At 42.8% G+C, this 19,021-nt stretch carries 13 protein-coding genes, 2 tRNA genes and 3 rRNA genes; 15 read left to right on the top strand and 3 right to left on the bottom strand.

Annotated elements, in window-relative coordinates; translation table 11 throughout:
- Positions 1-5 precede the first annotated feature (5 nt).
- The gene (nadK, locus tag AACL23_RS01170) at positions 6-920 is read right to left on the bottom strand and encodes an NAD(+) kinase (protein WP_015874115.1); all 915 of its coding nucleotides are present in this window, start codon (positions 918-920) and stop codon (positions 6-8) included.
- 133 nt (positions 921-1,053) lie between these two features.
- Here nadK and grpE point away from each other — a divergent pair, with 133 nt between their 5' ends.
- The 15 genes from grpE (at position 1,054) to acnA (ending at position 16,958) form a co-directional block, all read left to right on the top strand.
- The gene (gene grpE / locus AACL23_RS01165) at positions 1,054-1,689 is read left to right on the top strand and encodes a nucleotide exchange factor GrpE (protein WP_234817475.1); all 636 of its coding nucleotides are present in this window, start codon (positions 1,054-1,056) and stop codon (positions 1,687-1,689) included.
- A gap of 332 nt (positions 1,690-2,021) precedes the next feature.
- Positions 2,022-3,570: ribosomal RNA gene (locus tag AACL23_RS01160) — 16S ribosomal RNA — on the top strand.
- Between the two features lie 62 nt (positions 3,571-3,632).
- Positions 3,633-3,708: transfer RNA gene (locus tag AACL23_RS01155), tRNA-Glu, on the top strand.
- A gap of 113 nt (positions 3,709-3,821) precedes the next feature.
- A 23S ribosomal RNA gene (locus AACL23_RS01150) occupies positions 3,822-6,723 on the top strand.
- 59 nt (positions 6,724-6,782) lie between these two features.
- Positions 6,783-6,898: ribosomal RNA gene (gene rrf, locus AACL23_RS01145) — 5S ribosomal RNA — on the top strand.
- The 16S, 23S and 5S rRNA genes sit together here with 2 tRNA genes alongside, the layout of an rRNA operon.
- A 73-nt stretch (positions 6,899-6,971) precedes the next feature.
- Positions 6,972-7,047, top strand: a tRNA-Trp gene (locus tag AACL23_RS01140).
- Between the two features lie 301 nt (positions 7,048-7,348).
- Positions 7,349-7,612 carry a transposase gene (locus tag AACL23_RS01135; protein ID WP_100096615.1) on the top strand — a complete coding sequence of 88 codons (264 nt, stop codon included), beginning with the start codon at positions 7,349-7,351 and terminating at the stop codon, positions 7,610-7,612.
- 282 nt (positions 7,613-7,894) lie between these two features.
- On the top strand, positions 7,895-8,065 hold the full coding sequence (locus tag AACL23_RS10180) for an HU family DNA-binding protein (protein WP_123875516.1): 171 nt from the start codon (positions 7,895-7,897) through the stop codon (positions 8,063-8,065).
- A gap of 4 nt (positions 8,066-8,069) precedes the next feature.
- Positions 8,070-8,927: a phospholipase A gene (pldA, locus tag AACL23_RS01125; RefSeq protein ID WP_100097126.1), complete on the top strand. Its 858-nt coding sequence runs from the start codon at positions 8,070-8,072 to the stop codon at positions 8,925-8,927.
- Positions 8,928-9,500: 573 nt separating this feature from the next.
- Positions 9,501-10,226: a 30S ribosomal protein S2 gene (gene rpsB, locus AACL23_RS01120; protein WP_100096616.1), complete on the top strand. Its 726-nt coding sequence runs from the start codon at positions 9,501-9,503 to the stop codon at positions 10,224-10,226.
- Positions 10,227-10,267: 41 nt separating this feature from the next.
- Positions 10,268-11,128: a translation elongation factor Ts gene (gene tsf / locus AACL23_RS01115; RefSeq protein WP_339049583.1), complete on the top strand. Its 861-nt coding sequence runs from the start codon at positions 10,268-10,270 to the stop codon at positions 11,126-11,128.
- Positions 11,129-11,132: 4 nt separating this feature from the next.
- Positions 11,133-11,864 carry a UMP kinase gene (pyrH, locus tag AACL23_RS01110; RefSeq protein WP_015873749.1) on the top strand — a complete coding sequence of 244 codons (732 nt, stop codon included), beginning with the start codon at positions 11,133-11,135 and terminating at the stop codon, positions 11,862-11,864.
- Positions 11,865-11,916: 52 nt separating this feature from the next.
- Entirely contained in the window at positions 11,917-12,474 is a 558-nt protein-coding gene (frr, locus tag AACL23_RS01105; RefSeq protein WP_015873748.1) for a ribosome recycling factor, read from the top strand.
- A gap of 105 nt (positions 12,475-12,579) precedes the next feature.
- A complete protein-coding gene (gene ispC, locus AACL23_RS01100) occupies positions 12,580-13,767 on the top strand; it encodes a 1-deoxy-D-xylulose-5-phosphate reductoisomerase (RefSeq protein ID WP_015873747.1) in 1,188 nt (395 codons plus the stop codon).
- 524 nt (positions 13,768-14,291) lie between these two features.
- Complete coding sequence (acnA, locus tag AACL23_RS01095; RefSeq protein ID WP_339049579.1) at positions 14,292-16,958, top strand: aconitate hydratase AcnA; 2,667 nt, start codon at positions 14,292-14,294, stop codon at positions 16,956-16,958.
- Positions 16,959-17,220: 262 nt separating this feature from the next.
- Here acnA and cmoB read toward each other — a convergent pair whose 3' ends face one another.
- Both cmoB and cmoA read right to left on the bottom strand, forming a co-directional pair.
- Entirely contained in the window at positions 17,221-18,195 is a 975-nt protein-coding gene (cmoB, locus tag AACL23_RS01090) for a tRNA 5-methoxyuridine(34)/uridine 5-oxyacetic acid(34) synthase CmoB (protein ID WP_339049577.1), read from the bottom strand.
- A 3-nt stretch (positions 18,196-18,198) separates the two neighbouring features.
- Positions 18,199-18,966: a carboxy-S-adenosyl-L-methionine synthase CmoA gene (gene cmoA / locus AACL23_RS01085; protein ID WP_095033994.1), complete on the bottom strand. Its 768-nt coding sequence runs from the start codon at positions 18,964-18,966 to the stop codon at positions 18,199-18,201.
- Positions 18,967-19,021: the final 55 nt, after the last annotated feature.

Here is a 19,021-nt window from a genome sequence, read left to right as displayed (position 1 = left end):
TATTTTTAAAATAATTTTTTTGACCATCCAAGTTTTGTATTCAGTCTATTAATATAAATGTAATCTTTTGGATGGATTAAATTGAGATGATGAGCGCTTTTATAAATGACCACTTCTTGATCATTTCCAATCGATAAAACTGTTTGGCTATCACAACTTATTTTTAGATTATGATTTGAATTTTTAAATTTTAAACAAATTTTACTGTTGCTGTTAATTACCAAAGGTCTAGCAGAAAGGGTATGGGGAAACATAGGAACTAACAAAATAGCTTCCAAAGTAGGAGTTAAAATTGGTCCGCCTGCAGAGAGCGAATAAGCGGTAGAACCGGTAGGAGTAGCAATGATCAATCCATCAGAACGCTGAGAAAAAGCAAAAAGATCATCAATCCATACTTCAAATTCAATCATATGAGCGACTTTCTCTGGATGTAACACCATTTCATTAATTGCAGTTCCAGTTAAATTAGGTGTTCTCGGGCAGCTCGAGTTGTTTGGCTCAATCAATGTTAGAGAAGACTTTACCTGCGTTTCTAATAAAAAACGTCGTTCGGTGAGATATTCACCTTTTAACACTTCGGAAAGTTCTTTTTGTACATTATCTGGGCTTAAATCAGTTAAAAAACCGAGGTTTCCTCGGTTCACTCCTATTACTTTGATATCATATTGCGCTAATATTCTCGCTGCACCTAGCATATTACCATCTCCCCCTACTACTATGGCGAGATCGGATTGACTACCAATATCTTTTAGGCTAGCTGTCGTCACATCTCTTAGAGAAAGAGCATCTGCAATCTCTCGCTCAACAATAACTGTGTAATTTTCAGATTTTAGCCAGTGATATAACATATGATGAGTTGCTAAAGCCTCTGAATCTCTAGGGCGACCAAGAATACCTATGCTATTAAATTTTTTATTCATTCGTTTGTATTGTCTCACACGATCTTATCGTTACTGTAGATTGTAATTAATTCACTTGAATCATGGCGAGTGATCCCCATAATAAACTTAAATTTTAACATGCATGCTAAATCGAATTAGGAGAAAAATTAAGATGAGCGAGAAACAATCTGAAGAAGAAAGTTTTGATATAAATTTAGAAAAACAAGCAGAAGAGCAGATAGATCAACAAACTTCAACACCAGTAGAAAATGATGAATCTCATCTTATTAAAAAAGAAAGTGAAAAAAGTAGCGATATTATTACAATGAAAGCTCGAATTTTAAAATTAGAATCTCAATTAACGGATGCATTAAAGCGTGAGAATGAAAATTTGTTAAGGCATAAAGCGAATGAACAGAATATTCACCGTAGTACTCAAAGAGATATAGAGAAGGCACATAAATTTGCTCTTCAAAAATTTGCCTATGACCTACTGCCTGTAATTGACAACCTAGAGCGCGCCTTAGAAACAGTGAATAAATCTGAGAAGGGAGCGAATCCAATAATTGAAGGCATTGAACTCACATTAAAATCGTTATTAGATACTGTCAATAAATTTGGTATAGAAGTGGTTGAATCTGAATGTAATCTACCCTTCAATCCGGATATTCATCAAGCCGTGGGAGTTGTTGAATCAGATATGCATGAACCTAACCATATTACTTCTATCGTCTGTAAAGGTTATACTTTAAATGGTCGATTATTACGCCCAGTCATGGTTAAGGTATCATCAAAAAAAACATCATAGAATGTAATTTCTCACGCCCAATGAATTTATTTGTCAACAGTTGACTCGATTTTCTGCAGAATTTCAGAATTAACTATAAACCTCAAAATATACGAGACGTTAAATGTAATGAATTAGCATGATAGATGTGTATTGTAATGGAAGAAAGGGATGTAAAGGAGTTGACGGGAGAGAATAAGTGAGTAGAATGCGCGGTCATGTTGTGATTAGGAAGCAGCTCTTTAAAAATTTATCAGATAATGTGTGTGTGCACTGAAGTGAGAGGGAATGATATTAACGTTATGATGTTGAGCAAACAGAGATGTTTGTGAGACGAAGAGAATAAGAAGTAAGAATTGAAGAGTTTGATCATGGCTCAGATTGAACGCTGGTGGCAGGCCTAACACATGCAAGTCGAGCGGCATCGAGTGAGCGCAGTTTACTGAGTTCACGTCGGCGAGCGGCGGACGGGTGAGTAAAGTCTGGGAATCTGGCCGAAGGAGGGGGATAACTGCTGGAAACGGCAGCTAATACCGCATGAAGTCGCGAGACCAAAGTGGGGGACCTTCGGGCCTCACGCCGTCGGATGAGCCCAGATGAGATTAGCTGGTAGGTAAGGTAAAGGCTTACCTAGGCGACGATCTCTAGCGGGTCTGAGAGGATAGCCCGCCACACTGGAACTGAGACACGGTCCAGACTCCTACGGGAGGCAGCAGTGGGGAATATTGCACAATGGGCGAAAGCCTGATGCAGCCATGCCACGTGTGTGAAGAAGGCCTTCGGGTTGTAAAGCACTTTCAGCGAGGAGGAAGCGATAAATGCGAATACCATTTATTTTTGACGTTACTCGCAGAAGAAGCACCGGCTAACTCCGTGCCAGCAGCCGCGGTAATACGGAGGGTGCGAGCGTTAATCGGAATAACTGGGCGTAAAGGGCATGTAGGCGGTGAGTTAAGTCAGATGTGAAATCCCCGAGCTCAACTTGGGAATGGCATTTGAAACTGGGTCGCTAGAGTTTTCTAGAGGGGGGTAGAATTCCAGGTGTAGCGGTGAAATGCGTAGATATCTGGAGGAATACCGGTGGCGAAGGCGGCCCCCTGGAGAAAGACTGACGCTGAGGTGCGAAAGCGTGGGGAGCAAACAGGATTAGATACCCTGGTAGTCCACGCTGTAAACGATGTCGATTTGGAGGTTGCGGTCTTGAACTGTGGCGTCCGGAGCTAACGCGTTAAATCGACCGCTTGGGGAGTACGGCCGCAAGGTTAAAACTCAAATGAATTGACGGGGGCCCGCACAAGCGGTGGAGCATGTGGTTTAATTCGATGCAACGCGAAGAACCTTACCTACTCTTGACATCCACGGAATTGTGCAGAGATGCGCAAGTGCCTTCGGGAACCGTGAGACAGGTGCTGCATGGCTGTCGTCAGCTCGTGTTGTGAAATGTTGGGTTAAGTCCCGCAACGAGCGCAACCCTTGTCCTTTGTTGCCAGCGCGTAGAGGCGGGAACTCAAAGGAGACTGCCGGTGATAAACCGGAGGAAGGTGGGGACGACGTCAAGTCATCATGGCCCTTACGAGTAGGGCTACACACGTGCTACAATGGCGTATACAAAGGGATGCGAACCTGCGAGGGAAAGCGGAACTCAGAAAGTACGTCGTAGTCCGGATTGGAGTCTGCAACTCGACTCCATGAAGTCGGAATCGCTAGTAATCGTAGATCAGAATGCTACGGTGAATACGTTCCCGGGCCTTGTACACACCGCCCGTCACACCATGGGAGTGGGTTGCAAAAGAAGTAGGTAGCTTAACCGCAAGGAGGGCGCCTACCACTTTGTGATTCATGACTGGGGTGAAGTCGTAACAAGGTAACCGTAGGGGAACCTGCGGTTGGATCACCTCCTTAACTATAAACTCTCACTATCAGTGTCCACTCACATTATCTGATAAATCATGAAAAAAGACGCTGTCCCCTTCGTCTAGAGGCCTAGGACACCGCCCTTTCACGGCGGTAACAGGGGTTCGAACCCCCTAGGGGACGCCACAGAGATGTGTTCAAAACTATCTTAAAAACAGCTTCAGTGTTTTCAAGAAATTGCTCTTTAAAAATAAGGGATAAGCAAGAGATTGTAAGTCAGAAACAATTTCGGGTTGTAAGGTTAAGTAATGAAGCGTACAGGGAGGATGCCTAGGCAGTCAGAGGCGAAGAAGGGCGTGTTAATCTGCGAAAAGCGACGGTAAGCTGATAAAAAGCGTGTTAGCCGTTGATACCCGAATGGGGCAACCCAGTGCAGAATATGCACTATCGTAATATGAATAAATAGTATTGCGAGGCAAACCAGGGGAATTGAAACATCTCAGTACCCTGAGGAAAAGAAATCAACCGAGATTCCCTAAGTAGCGGCGAGCGAAAGGGGAGGAGCCCGGAGTCACCATCTTTGCGCAATTAGGGGAATCGTTTGGGAAGACGAGCCATAGAGGGTGATGGCCCCGTACCTGAAAATTGCAGCAGAGTGAGCTCGAAGAGTAGGACGGGACACGTGATATCCTGTTTGAAGATGGGGGGACCATCCTCCAAGGCTAAATACTCCTGACTGACCGATAGTGAACCAGTACCGTGAGGGAAAGGCGAAAAGAACCCCGGGAGGGGAGTGAAATAGACCCTGAAACCCTGTACGTACAAGCAGTGGGAGCTTCGAAGCAATGAGAAGTGACTGCGTACCTTTTGTATAATGGGTCAGCGACTTATATTTTGTAGCAAGGTTAACCGAATAGGGGAGCCGAAGGGAAACCGAGTCTTAACTGGGCGATGAGTTGCAAGGTATAGACCCGAAACCTAGTGATCTAGCCATGTGCAGGTTGAAGATGTGTTAATCCACATTGGAGGACCGAACCGACTTATGTTGAAAAATGAGCGGATGACATGTGGCTGGGGGTGAAAGGCCAATCAAACTAGGAGATAGCTGGTTCTCCCCGAAAGCTATTTAGGTAGCGCCTCGTGGGTTTATCTTCGGGGGTAGAGCGCTGTTTTGGCTAGGGGGCCATCCCGGCTTACCAACCCAATGCAAACTGTGAATACCGAAGAATATGACCACGGGAGACACACGGCGGGTGCTAACGTCCGTCGTGGAGAGGGAAACAACCCAGACCGCCAGCTAAGGTCCCGAAGTCATGGTTAAGTGGGAAACGATGTGGGAAGGCTTAGACAGCCAGGATGTTGGCTTAGAAGCAGCCATCATTGAAAGAAAGCGTAATAGCTCACTGGTCGAGTCGGCCTGCGCGGAAGATGTAACGGGGCTAAACCATGCACCGAAGCTGCGGATGCGTGCAAACGCATGGTAGGGGAGCGTTCTGTAAGCCGAAGAAGACGCTCTGAGAAGAGTTTTGGAGGTATCAGAAGTGCGAATGCTGACATGAGTAACGATAAAGCGGGTGAAAAGCCCGCTCGCCGAAAGACTGAGGTTTCCTGTCCAACGTTCATCGGGGCAGGGTAAGTCGACCCCTAAGGCGAGGCTGAAAAGCGTAGTCGATGGGCAACAGGTTAAGATTCCTGTACTGAGTATTACTGCGAAGGGGGGACGAAGAGGGCTAGGCAATCCGGGGGCCGGTGGTCCCGGTTCAAGCGTGTAGGAGGATGCGCCAGGCAAATCCGGCGCATCTTGACTCTGAGGCGTGATGAGGATTGCCCTTATGGGGTAAGAAGTTGCTGATGCCGAACTTCCAGGAAAAGCCTCTAAGCAACAGGTAATAGTCAATCGTACCGAAAACCGACACAGGTAGTCAGGTAGAGAATACTAAGGCGCTTGAGAGAACTCGGGTGAAGGAACTAGGCAAAATGGTGCCGTAACTTCGGGAGAAGGCACGCTGGCGTTAGGTGAAAGGACATGCTTCTGGAGCTGAGGCCAGCCGCAGAGACCAGCTAGCTGCAACTGTTTATTAAAAACACAGCACTGTGCCAACACGTAAGTGGACGTATACGGTGTGACGCCTGCCCGGTGCCGGAAGGTTAATTGATGGTGTGAGTGTCAAAACAAAGCACTTGATAGAAGCCCCGGTAAACGGCGGCCGTAACTATAACGGTCCTAAGGTAGCGAAATTCCTTGTCGGGTAAGTTCCGACCTGCACGAATGGCGTAATGATGGCTAGGCTGTCTCCACCCGAGACTCAGTGAAATTGAACTTGCTGTGAAGATGCAGTGTTCCCGCGGCAAGACGGAAAGACCCCGTGAACCTTTACTATAGCTTGACACTGAATATGAAACCTTAATGTGTAGGATAGGTGGGAAGCGAAGAAGTGTAGACGCCAGTCTATGTGGAGCTGCTGTTGAAATACCACCCTTTGATGTTTGATATTCTAACTTGGTCCCGTTATCCGGGGTGAGGACAGTGTCTGGTGGGTAGTTTGACTGGGGCGGTCTCCTCCTAAAGAGTAACGGAGGAGTACGAAGGTCAGCTCATCACGGTCGGACATCGTGAGGTGAGTGCAAAGGCATAAGCTGGCTTGACTGCGAGAGTGACGGCTCGAGCAGGTACGAAAGTAGGTCTTAGTGATCCGGTGGTTCTGAATGGAAGGGCCATCGCTCAACGGATAAAAGGTACTCCGGGGATAACAGGCTGATACCGCCCAAGAGTTCATATCGACGGCGGTGTTTGGCACCTCGATGTCGGCTCATCACATCCTGGGGCTGAAGTAGGTCCCAAGGGTATGGCTGTTCGCCATTTAAAGTGGTACGCGAGCTGGGTTTAGAACGTCGTGAGACAGTTCGGTTCCTATCTGCCGTGGGCGTAGGAAGATTGAGGGGGGCTGCTCCTAGTACGAGAGGACCGGAGTGGACGCATCACTGGTGTACGGGTTGTCATGCCAATGGCATTGCCCGGTAGCTAAATGCGGGAGAGATAACCGCTGAAAGCATCTAAGCGGGAAACTTGCCCCAAGATGAGTCTTCCCCGCAAGAGATTGTGGTAAGGGACGTTAGAGACGATGACGTAGATAGGCTGGGAGTGTAAGTGCAGCGATGTATTCAGCGGACCAGTACTAATGACCCGAGAGGCTTAACCTTACAACACCGAAACTGTTTTAGAGCGCATGACTTGCTTATTCTGAAGAAAAAAAATATGGCTTGGCGGCCAAAGTGCGGTGGACCCACCTGAAACCATCCCGAACTCAGAAGTGAAACGCCGTTGCGCCGAGGGTAGTGTGGGGTTTCCCCATGTGAGACTAGGACACCGCCAGGCTCCTTACATAAGCAGCCAAAACATTTAAAGCCGGCCTTTCTGTTGACGACATACTTACTGAAAAGACATTTTTAGGGGTGTAGTTCAATTGGTAGAGCACCGGTCTCCAAAACCGGGTGTTGGGAGTTCAAATCTCCCCACCCCTGCCATGCTTTAATGCTTTGTGGACGATTTTTGTAAAAAGTTTGAACCCATTTTTAATGCATATCTTGTGATAAATAGGTAAAAAAACGAATCATGGCAACCTCTATTTCTTTAGTCAGAACTCATGACTGTAGTCATATTCTTTCATCAATTTCGCTACCGCCACTTCAAATGATTTTATATTCATTATGTGTGTCAAAATATGGGCTAAGAGTTTCCGACTTTTTTTTCATACTGACGCTGTATTCAATTTCTTCCTCGTTATGCAATCGCTCTTCATGCTTTATTTAAAATCATGAAAGGAACATGCACCGGTCTGTCCATCGTAGATTCAATCCCCATAGCCGTTTGCAAACTCTTTCTAGCTCAGCCTCATCGTGTTTTCGAGGCATCACTGCATTCGGAGAAACTTCAACAGGAGGGGTTTTGGATTTAAATGACATATTGATTATCCATCATTTAGGAGAAATACTCAGCATGCGTTTTACTCGAGGGAATGTAGACGATAGAATGACTGCGCCTGACTTAGGGAAAAATATTACAGGTCAGATTTACGCAGATAATTATTGAAACCGTTTTTGATCAACACAAAAGGCTCGCTTTACGCTTCGATAAATTCGATGTCGCCTTCTTTTCTTTCTTCGCTATCGCTTGTCTTAAAGTCTTTAAATGACTTTGTTAACAGCGCCATAATCCAAATATCATTGGAATGTTGAAATTTTTCAAAATGATTGCAGATAAATATCGAAATAGACTAAATGCTTTAGACTCTGGTTCAATTTCATTGCCGGAGCTTATAACTATCAATTGTATTAATAAAGTTTGGAAAGAAATCTAAATAAATAACGAACAATTTTTGTTTTTAGCAACTTTCAGGTTAATCCAAGAGCAGCCAGAGCAGGATTCAACTCACAAACAGGTGCGGTTCACATTCCGGCTACAAATATTCTAGTTTTTAAAGCGGATCAAAATTTTACAGGGAAGGGGCTGTCAAGTGACCTATTATCCGAAATCTATTTTTAAACCAATAGCTTATTCAATTATCTGCTTCGTGACAGGTGCTTTTTCACTTTGTGATGCACAGGAACTGACAAGTGCTGAAATGAGCGATAAGGAAGTTAAAAAGAAGGGTATTGTTGCAAATTTACTGCATGATGAGGGTAATATCTTTCATTTGTACTCTTATGAAAAAAATTTTTTGCTTTATACCGTCACAAACCACATTAACAAAAAAGCGATAAGCAAATACTCGTGGGCTGAAAAAGCCAAAAAAAATGAATTATTATTCCAATTTAGTGTTGGATTTCCTATATGGAGAGGTATTATCGGTGATAACTCCTTGTTAGGGGCTTCTTATACACAGCGTTCTTGGTGGCAAATGCTGAATATACAAGAATCTTCTCCATTTAGAGAAACTAACTATGAACCACAGTTGTTTCTAGGATGGGCCACCCATTATAAATTAGCAGGATGGGTATTGCGAGATATCCAAATAGGCATAAATCATCAATCTAACGGACGTTCTCAGGAGACATCCCGAAGCTGGAATCGAGTATTTTTGAAACTCATGGCACAAAATGGAAAATGGAAAATAGATGTTATGCCTTGGCTGCGCGTTGGAAAAATTGAAGACAATCCAGATATCAGTAAATATATGGGCTACTATAGTTTAAAAACAAGCTACAAGTTGGAAGCAAACGAGATTAGCGTAGAAACTCGGTATAATTGGAATAGTGGATACGGCGGAGTCAATATTGGCTGGAGCCATAATATTTCATCAAACTTAGCTTTATATACTCAGCTCTTTAGCGGCTATGGGGAATCACTGATTGATTATAACCACCGACAGACGAGATTTGGCATAGGTTTTACTCTCAAAATATAGTAAACGAGTTCCTTAGATGTAGGGCCTCCTTGTTTTCTGATGATAATATCTACATCAAAATAAGGACCTTACAGCTAGTGTCTGTCACCCTTGAGCCGAATGAAACATAACGCCATTGAGACGCTCTCTTGACTCATAAGCCATAATACAGAATGCCGCAAGTTCATTTACTAGAAACGCCCTATAAAGATCTTTATTATATGCCCAGCCATCTCATCACCCCCTTAAATTTTCCCATGGCCTTTTACATTCTTCTATAGCAGGGCGAAACTCGTGTTTAATTCAGAAATTTTAATGGGACAGCCGTGGTTAATCAACTTGGCGTCTGGCACAAAATTCATGTTTGTGATATAAAACGGCGTTTTTATCAGGGAGTTCATAAAACATCGGCCTTCAAGGCGAGGATATTTTGAGCGGTATGGAATACCATGTTTACCTGTGGATAAAACTGAACTTACTCTGTGTTAAACACACACACTGGTCGACACATAATCCGGGGTGCCCAGATATTTTGGGTCGGTATTACGGGACTGGTGGAGGTATAACCCCAACAATACTAAAGAGGCGTTAATTATGGTAGCTATTTCTATGCGTGAGATGCTCGAAGCGGGTGTGCACTTTGGTCACAAAACCCGTTACTGGAATCCAAAAATGAAGCCTTTTATTTTTGGTTCTCGCAACGGTATTCATATTATTAATCTTGAATTTACCGTCACGATGTTGAATAACGCATTGAGTGAATTAAGAAAAATTTCTGCCCGTAAAGGTAAAATTTTATTTGTGGGTACAAAGCGGGCTGCAAGTGAGGCAATAAAAGAATCTGCAGGTAATTGTGCACAATTTTTCGTTCATCATCGTTGGTTGGGCGGAATGTTAACGAATTGGAAAACGGTTCGCCAGTCCATCAAACGTTTAAAAGATTTAGAGACACAGTCCCAAGATGGTACATTTGAAAAATTGACTAAAAAAGAAGCTTTGATGCGCACCCGTGAACTCAATAAATTGGAAAATAGTTTGGGGGGGATTAAAAATATGGGAGGCTTACCTGACGCCTTATTTGTTATTGATGCTAATCACGAACATATTGCTGTTAAAGAAGCCAACAATTTAGGTATTCCTGTATTTTCTATAGTAGATACCAATTCAGATCCAGATGGTATCGATTTTATTATTCCTGGAAATGACGATGCTATTCGCTCGATAAAACTTTATCTCAATGCTGTTTCTGCTGCGATTTCTGAAGGTCGTTCCGAAAATTCTGTGATGCAAAAAGAAGAAAGTTTAATAGAAACAAAATAATGCAAAACAAGAATATTTAAAAAATCATTGAGGAATAAAACATGGCTCATATTAGTGCCACTCTTGTAAAAGAACTGCGCGAACGCACTGGCGCAGGGATGATGGAATGTAAAAAAGCCTTAGTTGACACGCAGGGTGATGTTGAACTGGCCATTGATAACATGCGAAAATCTGGTCAAGCAAAGGCAGCAAAAAAATCAGGTCGAGTGGCTTCTGAAGGTGTCATTTTACTGGAAATTTCTTCAGAGCAAAAATTAGGTGCGATTCTTGAATTGAATTGTGAAACTGATTTTGTCGCCAAAGATGCCAGCTTTAAATCTTTTGCTGAAGAAATTATCAGTACTGCGCTGAAAGAAAAAATCACATCTTCTGAGCTCTTAAAAGCCAAATTTGAAGAACAATGGACTGCTTTGGTAGCGAAAATAGGGGAAAATATCAATATCCGTCGCATTGCAATGCTTGAATCGGAAGCATTAGGCAGTTATCTACACGGTGCACGTATTGGTGTGCTTGTTTCAGCTGTTGGGGCTGATCAGAAATGCCTTAAAAATCTTGCGATGCATATCGCAGCGAGTAAACCAGAGTATGTTCATCCTGAGGATGTCCCAAGCGAGGTCGTGAATCGTGAGCATCACGTTCAATTAGACATTGCAATGCAGTCTGGAAAGCCTCGTGACATCGCTGAAAAAATGGTGTCTGGTCGCATGAAAAAATTTACGGGTGAAATTTCTTTGACAGGCCAAAATTTTGTGATGGAGCCAACTAAAACCGTGGGCGACTGGCTGGAAGAGCATGGGGCGACTGTTCTCAATTTTATTCGATTTGAAGTGGGTGAAGGGATTGAAAAATCGACCACAAACTTTGCTGATGAAGTTGCTGCGATAAGTAAAAAGGAAGTCTGAGATCATGGCAGCAAAACCAATATATCAAAGAATATTACTCAAACTGAGTGGTGAAGCACTTCAAGGCAAGGAAGGCTTTGGTATCGACGCTACGATTTTGGATCGTATAGCAAAAGAAATCAAAGAATTAGTTGAGCTCAACATGCAGGTTGCTTTGGTGATTGGAGGAGGGAACTTATTTAGAGGTGCAGGGTTAGCCAAAGCTGGAATGAATCGAGTAGTCGGTGATCATATGGGTATGTTGGCGACTGTCATGAATGGTTTAGCCATGCGGGATGCCTTAAATCGTGCTGGTGTTAATACAGGCTTAATGTCTGCTATACCTCTTAATGGTGTTTGTGACAGCTACAGTTGGACAGATGCCATCAAATTATTAAATCGTAAAAGAGTCGTTATTTTTACCTCTGGTACTGGTAACCCCTTCTTTACGACTGACTCTGCAGCTTGTTTACGTGGTATAGAAATTGAAGCCGAAGTTGTTTTAAAAGCCACAAAGGTCGATGGAGTTTACTCAGAAGATCCGATGAAAAATCCTCATGCTAAATTTTATCCAGAACTCACTTATCAAGATGTATTAGACAGTGAGTTAAAGATAATGGATCTTGCTGCTTTTACCTTGGCTCGTGATTATCAACTCCCGATTAAAATCTTTAATATGAATAAACCGGGAGCTTTGAAACGTGTTGTGATAGGAGAAAAGGAAGGCACTCTTATACATCAGAAAAGAATGGAATAATTCAACATCACCTTACTAGCTCGTTTCATTATGAATGATTAAAGGTTTAAAAATGATCAGTAAAATAGAAACAGAAACTCAAAGTCGCATGGAGAAATGCACAGAATCTTTTGAAAGTCAAATTAAAAAGATACGAACTGGAAGAGCTTCTCCCAGTATTCTTGATAGCATTCAGGTAGAGTACTATGGAGCTTCGACTCCGCTGCGTCAGTTAGCCAACATAGTGGCCGAAGATTCAAGCCATTTAGCAGTGACTGTCTTTGATCGTAATTTAACCCCTTATATCGAAAAAGCCATTCAAAATTCTCCTTTGGGCCTCAATCCTTCGTCAGCTGCAAACCTGATCAGAGTGCCTTTACCGCCGCTCACTGAAGATCGCCGAAAAGAATTGATTAAAGTGATACGTTCAGAAGCAGAAGCAGCACGTGTTGCCGTTCGTAACATACGGGCTTCTGTTAACAAAAAAAGCAAAGAGACGTTAAAAAAGAAAGAAATAAGCGAGGATGAAGATCGTCAAATTCAAGATAATGTCCAAAAGCTAACGGATCGATATATCAAGAAAATTGATGAATTTTTAACAAAAAAAGAAAAAGAAGTAATGACAGTTTAACAAAAGATTCTTTACTTCTCTGAAACAGATTTGATATCAAGTTTCTCCATTATTTGTAAAGCAACCCGGAAAAATACTTAGGGAGGATTTCCCCTTAAGGCACCTATGAAGCAGCTGGCGATTCTTGGTTCTACTGGTTCTATTGGCTGCAGCACTTTAGCCGTAGTACGAACCAACCCTCACTTATTTTCTGTCACCGCCCTGGTTGCCAGCTCCAATGTTCAACGGATGGCAAAACAATGCGAAGAATTTCATCCTCGTTATGCCTCTATGTCCAATGAAAAATTGGCACAGGAGCTTCGTTTGTTATTAGCAAAAAAAAATATAAAAACAGAAGTATTTTCTGGTTCTAAGGCGGCTTGTGAATTAGCCATGTTAACAGAGGTAGATCAAGTGATGGCTGCCATAGTGGGTGTAGCTGGTTTAACACCGACCCTTGCTGCCATTCGTGCTGGCAAAAAAGTGCTTTTGGCCAATAAGGAATCTCTCATTACTTGTGGTCGTATTTTTATGAATGCCGTAAAAAAGTATGGCGCACAACTGTTACCTATTGATAGCGAACATAATGCTATTTTTCAAAGCTTACCCCAAAAAATACAACGAGAATTAGGTAATCTGTCTTTATCTGAAAATGGAGTTTCAAGCATCATTTTAACTGGCTCCGGTGGCTCATTACGTGATATTCCCTTAGAAGAATTTTCTCGCATCACACCCGAAAAAGCCTGTGCTCATCCAAATTGGTCTATGGGGAAAAAAATATCAGTAGATTCGGCTACTATGATGAATAAAGGTCTTGAATACATCGAGGCTCGTTGGCTATTTAATGCGTCTGATCAACAAATTGAAATTTTACTACATCCTCAATCTGTGATTCATTCTATGGTTTGTTATAAAGATGGCAGTATACTGGCGCAATTAGGAGCCCCTGATATGCGAACACCGATTGCTCATGCCATGGCCTATCCAGAAAGGATCAACTCGGGCAGTCCCTCTTTGGATTTTTATAGTATGAATGCATTGACTTTTTCAAAACCTGATCCCGCTCGCTATCCTTGTCTACAATTGGCAATACATGCCTTCAAGAGCGGCCAATCAGCAACCACGATATTAAATGCTGCCAACGAAGTGGCTGTAGAGGCCTTTTTAAACACAAAAATTCGTTTTACGGATATTGCGATGATCAATCAAAAAGTCCTGGACCAGCTCAGCTTGCCGGAGCCCAGGGATGTGCAGGAAGTACTAGATATTGATCGTCAAGCTCGTCAAAAAGCAGAAAAAATTCTTTTGGCATGACTGCACTTAATTTTAAACAGATCTTTTCATCAAAAAAAAAGATTCCGAGATCAATTCAACTTTCATAGTGGCTTATGATCTTCATAATAATTTGATAAATTAAGCAGTTTCAATGATTACGGCTATGATGTTTCCTGGCATCACTTAATGCGACCCAACCTCATTTATCAACAGCTTATCCGCTTTCAAAGTATGCGTCCTACTTCCATCAAACCTTTCTGGTACTGAAAAACCAACCCCGCTGTATATCAGAAGCGTCAAAACAGACAGCCAGAAGATGTGTTGGGTGATGCGTTGATATCTCATCGTATTTTCGTTTGTTTTTGATGATGAGCTCATCTTTTTGATGACCTAAAACAAGAGAGTGAAAAAGTTAAAATTGATAGAGTGATCATCAATCCAGGTGATGATCTGATCTTGATTTTAATAGTAGTTAATTTTTTTTTAAAAAATTGACAATAATACGTAGAAAGACATTTTTAATGTAAACTCAAATAGAAATATTACAAGGTTGAGGGGGTTTCATGTCTTTGTCCGATTTACAACAAAAAAGCGGTGCCGAATTAGTGGTCGCTGATCGTCGTTATTATTATTACAGTTTACCTGAGATTGAACCATTAATAGGCCCAATCGACCGTCTCCCAAAATCCCTCAAAATATTATTAGAAAATTTATTACGTCATCTTGATACGCAGAGCGTACAACCTGACGATATTCATGCTATGGCCGCTTGGTTAAAAGCGGGACATGTAGATCGTGAAATTGCTTACCGCCCTGCTCGCGTATTGATGCAAGACTTTACAGGCGTACCGGCGATAGTCGATCTGGCCGCCATGCGCGCTGCCGTAGCAGAATTAGGAGGAGAGGTCTCACAGGTCAACCCTCTATCACCAGTAGATTTGGTGATCGATCACTCTGTGACGGTCGATCAATCGGGTCATGAAGAGGCTTTTAAGCAAAATGTTTTTTTAGAAATGGCCCGCAATGAAGAGCGCTATTCTTTTTTACGATGGGGGCAGCAGGCGTTTCATCGCCTTCGGGTGGTGCCGCCAAGCACCGGTATTTGTCACCAGGTGAATTTAGAATATTTGGGTCAAACGGTATGGTCTGAACAACAAGGTTCTCGACTGGTGATTTATCCTGATACCGTTGTGGGCACCGATTCTCACACAACCATGATCAATGGTTTGGGCATTTTGGGATGGGGTGTGGGTGGTATCGAAGCCGAAGCCGCGATGTTGGGTCAACCCATTTCAATGTTGATTCCAGATGTCGTGGGTTTAAAGTTAACAGGGCATCTGAGATCGGGCATCACAGCAACAGACTTGGTGCTCACCGTCACAGAAATGCTTCGTGAATATGGTGTGGTTGATAAATTTGTCGAATTTTATGGTAATGGATTGGTACACTTATCATTGGCGGATCGCGCGACCATCGCTAACATGACACCAGAATATGGCGCGACCTGTGGTTTTTTCCCAGTAGACGAAGTCACTCTTCAATATTTGCATCTGACCGGTCGCAGTGATGAACAAATTGCTTTGGTTGAAGCCTATACAAAGGCGCAAGGCATGTGGCGATATCCTGATGATGAGCCTGTTTTTAGCAGTCGACTTGAGCTTGATATGTCCACGGTAGAAGCGAGTCTGGCAGGACCAAAACGCCCACAGGATCGCGTCAAACTCAGTCAGGTGCCTCATGTTTTTGCTCAGTTTTGTCATCAAACTGAGTGCCTTTCCTCCTCTGAAATTCCTTTAAATCACCAAAATGTGCAAAATGGGGCCGTGGTTATTGCGGCCATTACCTCTTGCACAAATACGTCGAATCCCAGCGTGATGATGGCCGCAGGATTGCTGGCTAAAAAGGCGTATGAAAAAGGCATTAAAACGAAGCCTTGGGTCAAAACCTCCTTGGCCCCGGGTTCTAAAGTGGTGACTGAATATTTAAATGCGGCAGGATTGAGCCTCTATTTAAACTATCTCGGTTTTAATTTGGTTGGATATGGTTGCACAACCTGCATCGGTAATTCAGGGGCTTTGTCAGAGCATGTTGAACAAGCGATTCAATCTCGCCAATTGACAGTGGCGGCTGTTTTATCCGGCAATCGCAATTTTGAGGGGCGCATTCATCCATTGGTCAAAGCGAACTGGTTGGCCTCTCCTCCTTTGGTGGTAGCGTATGCGCTGGCGGGCAATATGAGTATCGATCTGGATCATGATCCTTTGGGTCAAGATGAATCCGGAAACCCAGTGTATCTTAAAGATGTTTGGCCAAGCAGCACTGAAATTGCAGAGGCCGTTCAAAAAGTCACTACAACTATGTTTCGCCAAGAGTATGCTCAGGTATTTGAAGGAGATGCCAGTTGGCAGTCGATTGAAGTGATGAAATCCCCCACCTATGCTTGGCAGGAACACTCTACTTATATTCGCCATCCTCCCTATTTTAAAGGGATGAGCATCACACCTGATCCGATAACAGACATCAAAAAAGCCCGAATCTTAGCCATACTAGGCGATTCAGTTACCACAGATCACATTTCGCCGGCCGGCAATATCAAACAAAACAGCTCAGCGGGTCACTATCTTCAGGCGCAGGGCGTCGATATCAAAGATTTTAATTCTTATGGCTCCAGGCGAGGCAATCATGAGGTGATGATGAGGGGCACCTTCGCAAATATTCGTATTCGTAATGAAATGGTTCCAGGTATTGAAGGCGGAATGACTCGGCATATACCTTCACAACATCAGATGTCTATCTATGATGCCGCTATGCTGTACGAGCAAGAAAAAGTGCCTTTGGTGGTGATTGCAGGTAAAGAATATGGCTCGGGTTCTAGCCGTGACTGGGCTGCAAAAGGGCCGAGATTACTCGGTATCAGAGCCGTTATTGCAGAATCCTTTGAACGTATTCATCGATCTAATCTCATTGGTATGGGGATCTTGCCTTTAGAATTTTTATCAGGGACAGATCGCCTGTCGCTGTCTTTAACCGGCAATGAATGGATTGATATTAAAGGATTATCTCATTTGACCCCGGGCCAAGACATTTCTGTCATCCTGACTTATCCTGACGCGCAAAAAAAGGAAATAAAAACACGTTGCCGAATTGATACCCACAATGAGCTTCTTTATTTCAAAAATGGCGGGAGTTTACATTATGTCATTCGGAAAATTTTGTCTGGCAATCCGTAGAGCCTATCTCAAATCTGTGTCTGTTTAATTCATCTCATTATTGGCGGGCAAAACCAGTCTAATTATTGCAGCGATAGGTATTAGCCCGTCACCTGGAACGCAGGTACATATTGAGACCCGCTAAAAAAATTCCATTGAGGGCACTTAATGCGATCACAATAAAAAGAATAACAACGACTTTATTGAAAAATTTATTTTTTTTCATTTTTCACTCATCAGATTTTTTTAAAATTTGAGTAGTCTTTGAAAGAAAGAGGTTCTTTCAAGGTTTACAGGCAGTTAAAATGGCTCGAAAAGGAGCAGGATACCCTTCTATGGTTTTGCTATGATCTTCAGGATCAAGAAAATCGAGCAAAGACTCACTGGTCATCCAACAGGTGCGGCGTTGTTCATCAGTGCTGGTGGCCGTCACATCAACCAGACGCACATCAATAAATCCGCATTTTTTCAAAAAAATTTTTAAAAGAGACACAGAAGGAATGAAATAAACATTACGCATCTTGGCGTATTCTTTTTCTGGGATCAGAACTTGCTGGTCGTTTCCATCAATCACTAATGTTTCCAATACCAACTGACCAGAAGAGCGCAATTGATTTTTTAATTGATAAAGATGGTCTAATGGAGAACGACGATGATACAGGACACCCATCGAAAAAACGGTATCGAACGCTTCCACTGGGGCTATATTTTCAATTCTTAAAGGTAAAATCTGTGCTTTTAATGCCTCACCCAATAGTTTTTTAACCGCCATAAATTGAAAAAAAAATAACGGCATGGGTTCGACCCCAATCGCTAAACGAGCGCCTGCGCCTAGCATACGCCACAAGTGGTAACCATTGGCGCAGCCCACATCAAGCACTTTTTTGCCCACTAATGAATCGAGATGAGGCAATATTCTTTTCCATTTACAATTGGATCGCCACTCGCTATCGATATGGATTCCATATAGCGAAAAAGGCCCTTTGCGCCAAGGCATTAAGGCTTTTAAGCGATTTTCAATCCCTTTTTGTAAACTTTCAGAAATGGGAGGGGAAATGTCAGCTTGTATTCTATCTAATAGATTTAAATAAGAAGGAAGCAGTTCGGGCAAACCCTGAACAGTATTCAACCAAGCCTTTGCTTTAGGGTTTTTTAAAACAGAAAGCCGCCAGTCGGTCAGTTGTGACGGCAAGGTATTGAGCCAGATTTCAAAAGGATTATTAACAATCCATTGATAAAAATGGCTGAATTCAGTCATTATTTAGTCATTGGAGCTGGAAGTTTTTAATGCGAGAAGAGATCCAAAATTAAAACATTGAAACCAAAGATCCATCTGTTCAAATCCGGCTTGACGTAGCCGATTTTGATGTGTTTCTACTGAATCTATCCGCATCACGTTTTTCAACATGGTGCTTTTTTGACTGATTTCTAAATCACTGTAGCCATGCGCTCGTTTGAAATCATGGTGCATATCAAATAAAAGCGGTCCAATATCAGGATCTTCAAAGTGAAATTTTTCGGACAAAACCAATATGCCCCCCGGATTCAAGCCTTGATAGATGCGATTCAATACATTTTGACGATGGCCTGGATCTAAAAATTGCAGAGTAAAGTTTAATATCACCATAGAAGCATTGTCTATTTTGATATTTAAGATATCGTCTTCGATGATTTCTATTGGGATCTGATCGCAATGTGCCATCAGATTTTCACGACAGTATTTTATCATCGCGGGTGATTCCTCGACGGCGATGATTTTACAGCCTGGGATATCAAGAATATTGGGGTAAATACTCAGACAAGCGGCACCATGAGAACACCCCAGATCATAAATTTGTGTATGAGGTTTTACGAACCGCTTCGATAACATCCCTATCATGGTAATGATGTTGGTGTAACCAGGGATAGAGCGCGTGATCATATTGGGGAACACGGCAGCGACCTGCTCATCAAAAGCCCAATCGCCCAGTTTTTCAATGGGGGCTGCAAATAAATGGTCGGGTTGGTCGTTTTTTGAGCTCAATACCATCAAACCTCAATGTTGAATAAAGAACTTTATTAAACTGACAGTCTTTTTGATTTTA

The organism is Candidatus Williamhamiltonella endosymbiont of Tuberolachnus salignus, assembly GCF_964019775.1.
Lineage (GTDB): Bacteria > Pseudomonadota > Gammaproteobacteria > Enterobacterales > Enterobacteriaceae > Hamiltonella > Hamiltonella defendens.
This window is presented reverse-complemented; position numbering and strand designations above follow the sequence as displayed.

Coding starts and splice junctions, on each gene's coding strand:
- pyrH (WP_015873749.1), top strand. CDS start 11,133: ATGGCAGCAAAACCAATATATCAAAGAATATTACTCAAACTGAGTGGT.
- AACL23_RS01135 (WP_100096615.1), top strand. CDS start 7,349: ATGCACCGGTCTGTCCATCGTAGATTCAATCCCCATAGCCGTTTGCAA.
- grpE (WP_234817475.1), top strand. CDS start 1,054: ATGAGCGAGAAACAATCTGAAGAAGAAAGTTTTGATATAAATTTAGAA.
- nadK (WP_015874115.1), bottom strand. CDS start 920: ATGAATAAAAAATTTAATAGCATAGGTATTCTTGGTCGCCCTAGAGAT.
- cmoA (WP_095033994.1), bottom strand. CDS start 18,966: ATGGTATTGAGCTCAAAAAACGACCAACCCGACCATTTATTTGCAGCC.
- rpsB (WP_100096616.1), top strand. CDS start 9,501: ATGGTAGCTATTTCTATGCGTGAGATGCTCGAAGCGGGTGTGCACTTT.
- cmoB (WP_339049577.1), bottom strand. CDS start 18,195: ATGACTGAATTCAGCCATTTTTATCAATGGATTGTTAATAATCCTTTT.
- ispC (WP_015873747.1), top strand. CDS start 12,580: ATGAAGCAGCTGGCGATTCTTGGTTCTACTGGTTCTATTGGCTGCAGC.
- frr (WP_015873748.1), top strand. CDS start 11,917: ATGATCAGTAAAATAGAAACAGAAACTCAAAGTCGCATGGAGAAATGC.
- acnA (WP_339049579.1), top strand. CDS start 14,292: ATGTCTTTGTCCGATTTACAACAAAAAAGCGGTGCCGAATTAGTGGTC.
- tsf (WP_339049583.1), top strand. CDS start 10,268: ATGGCTCATATTAGTGCCACTCTTGTAAAAGAACTGCGCGAACGCACT.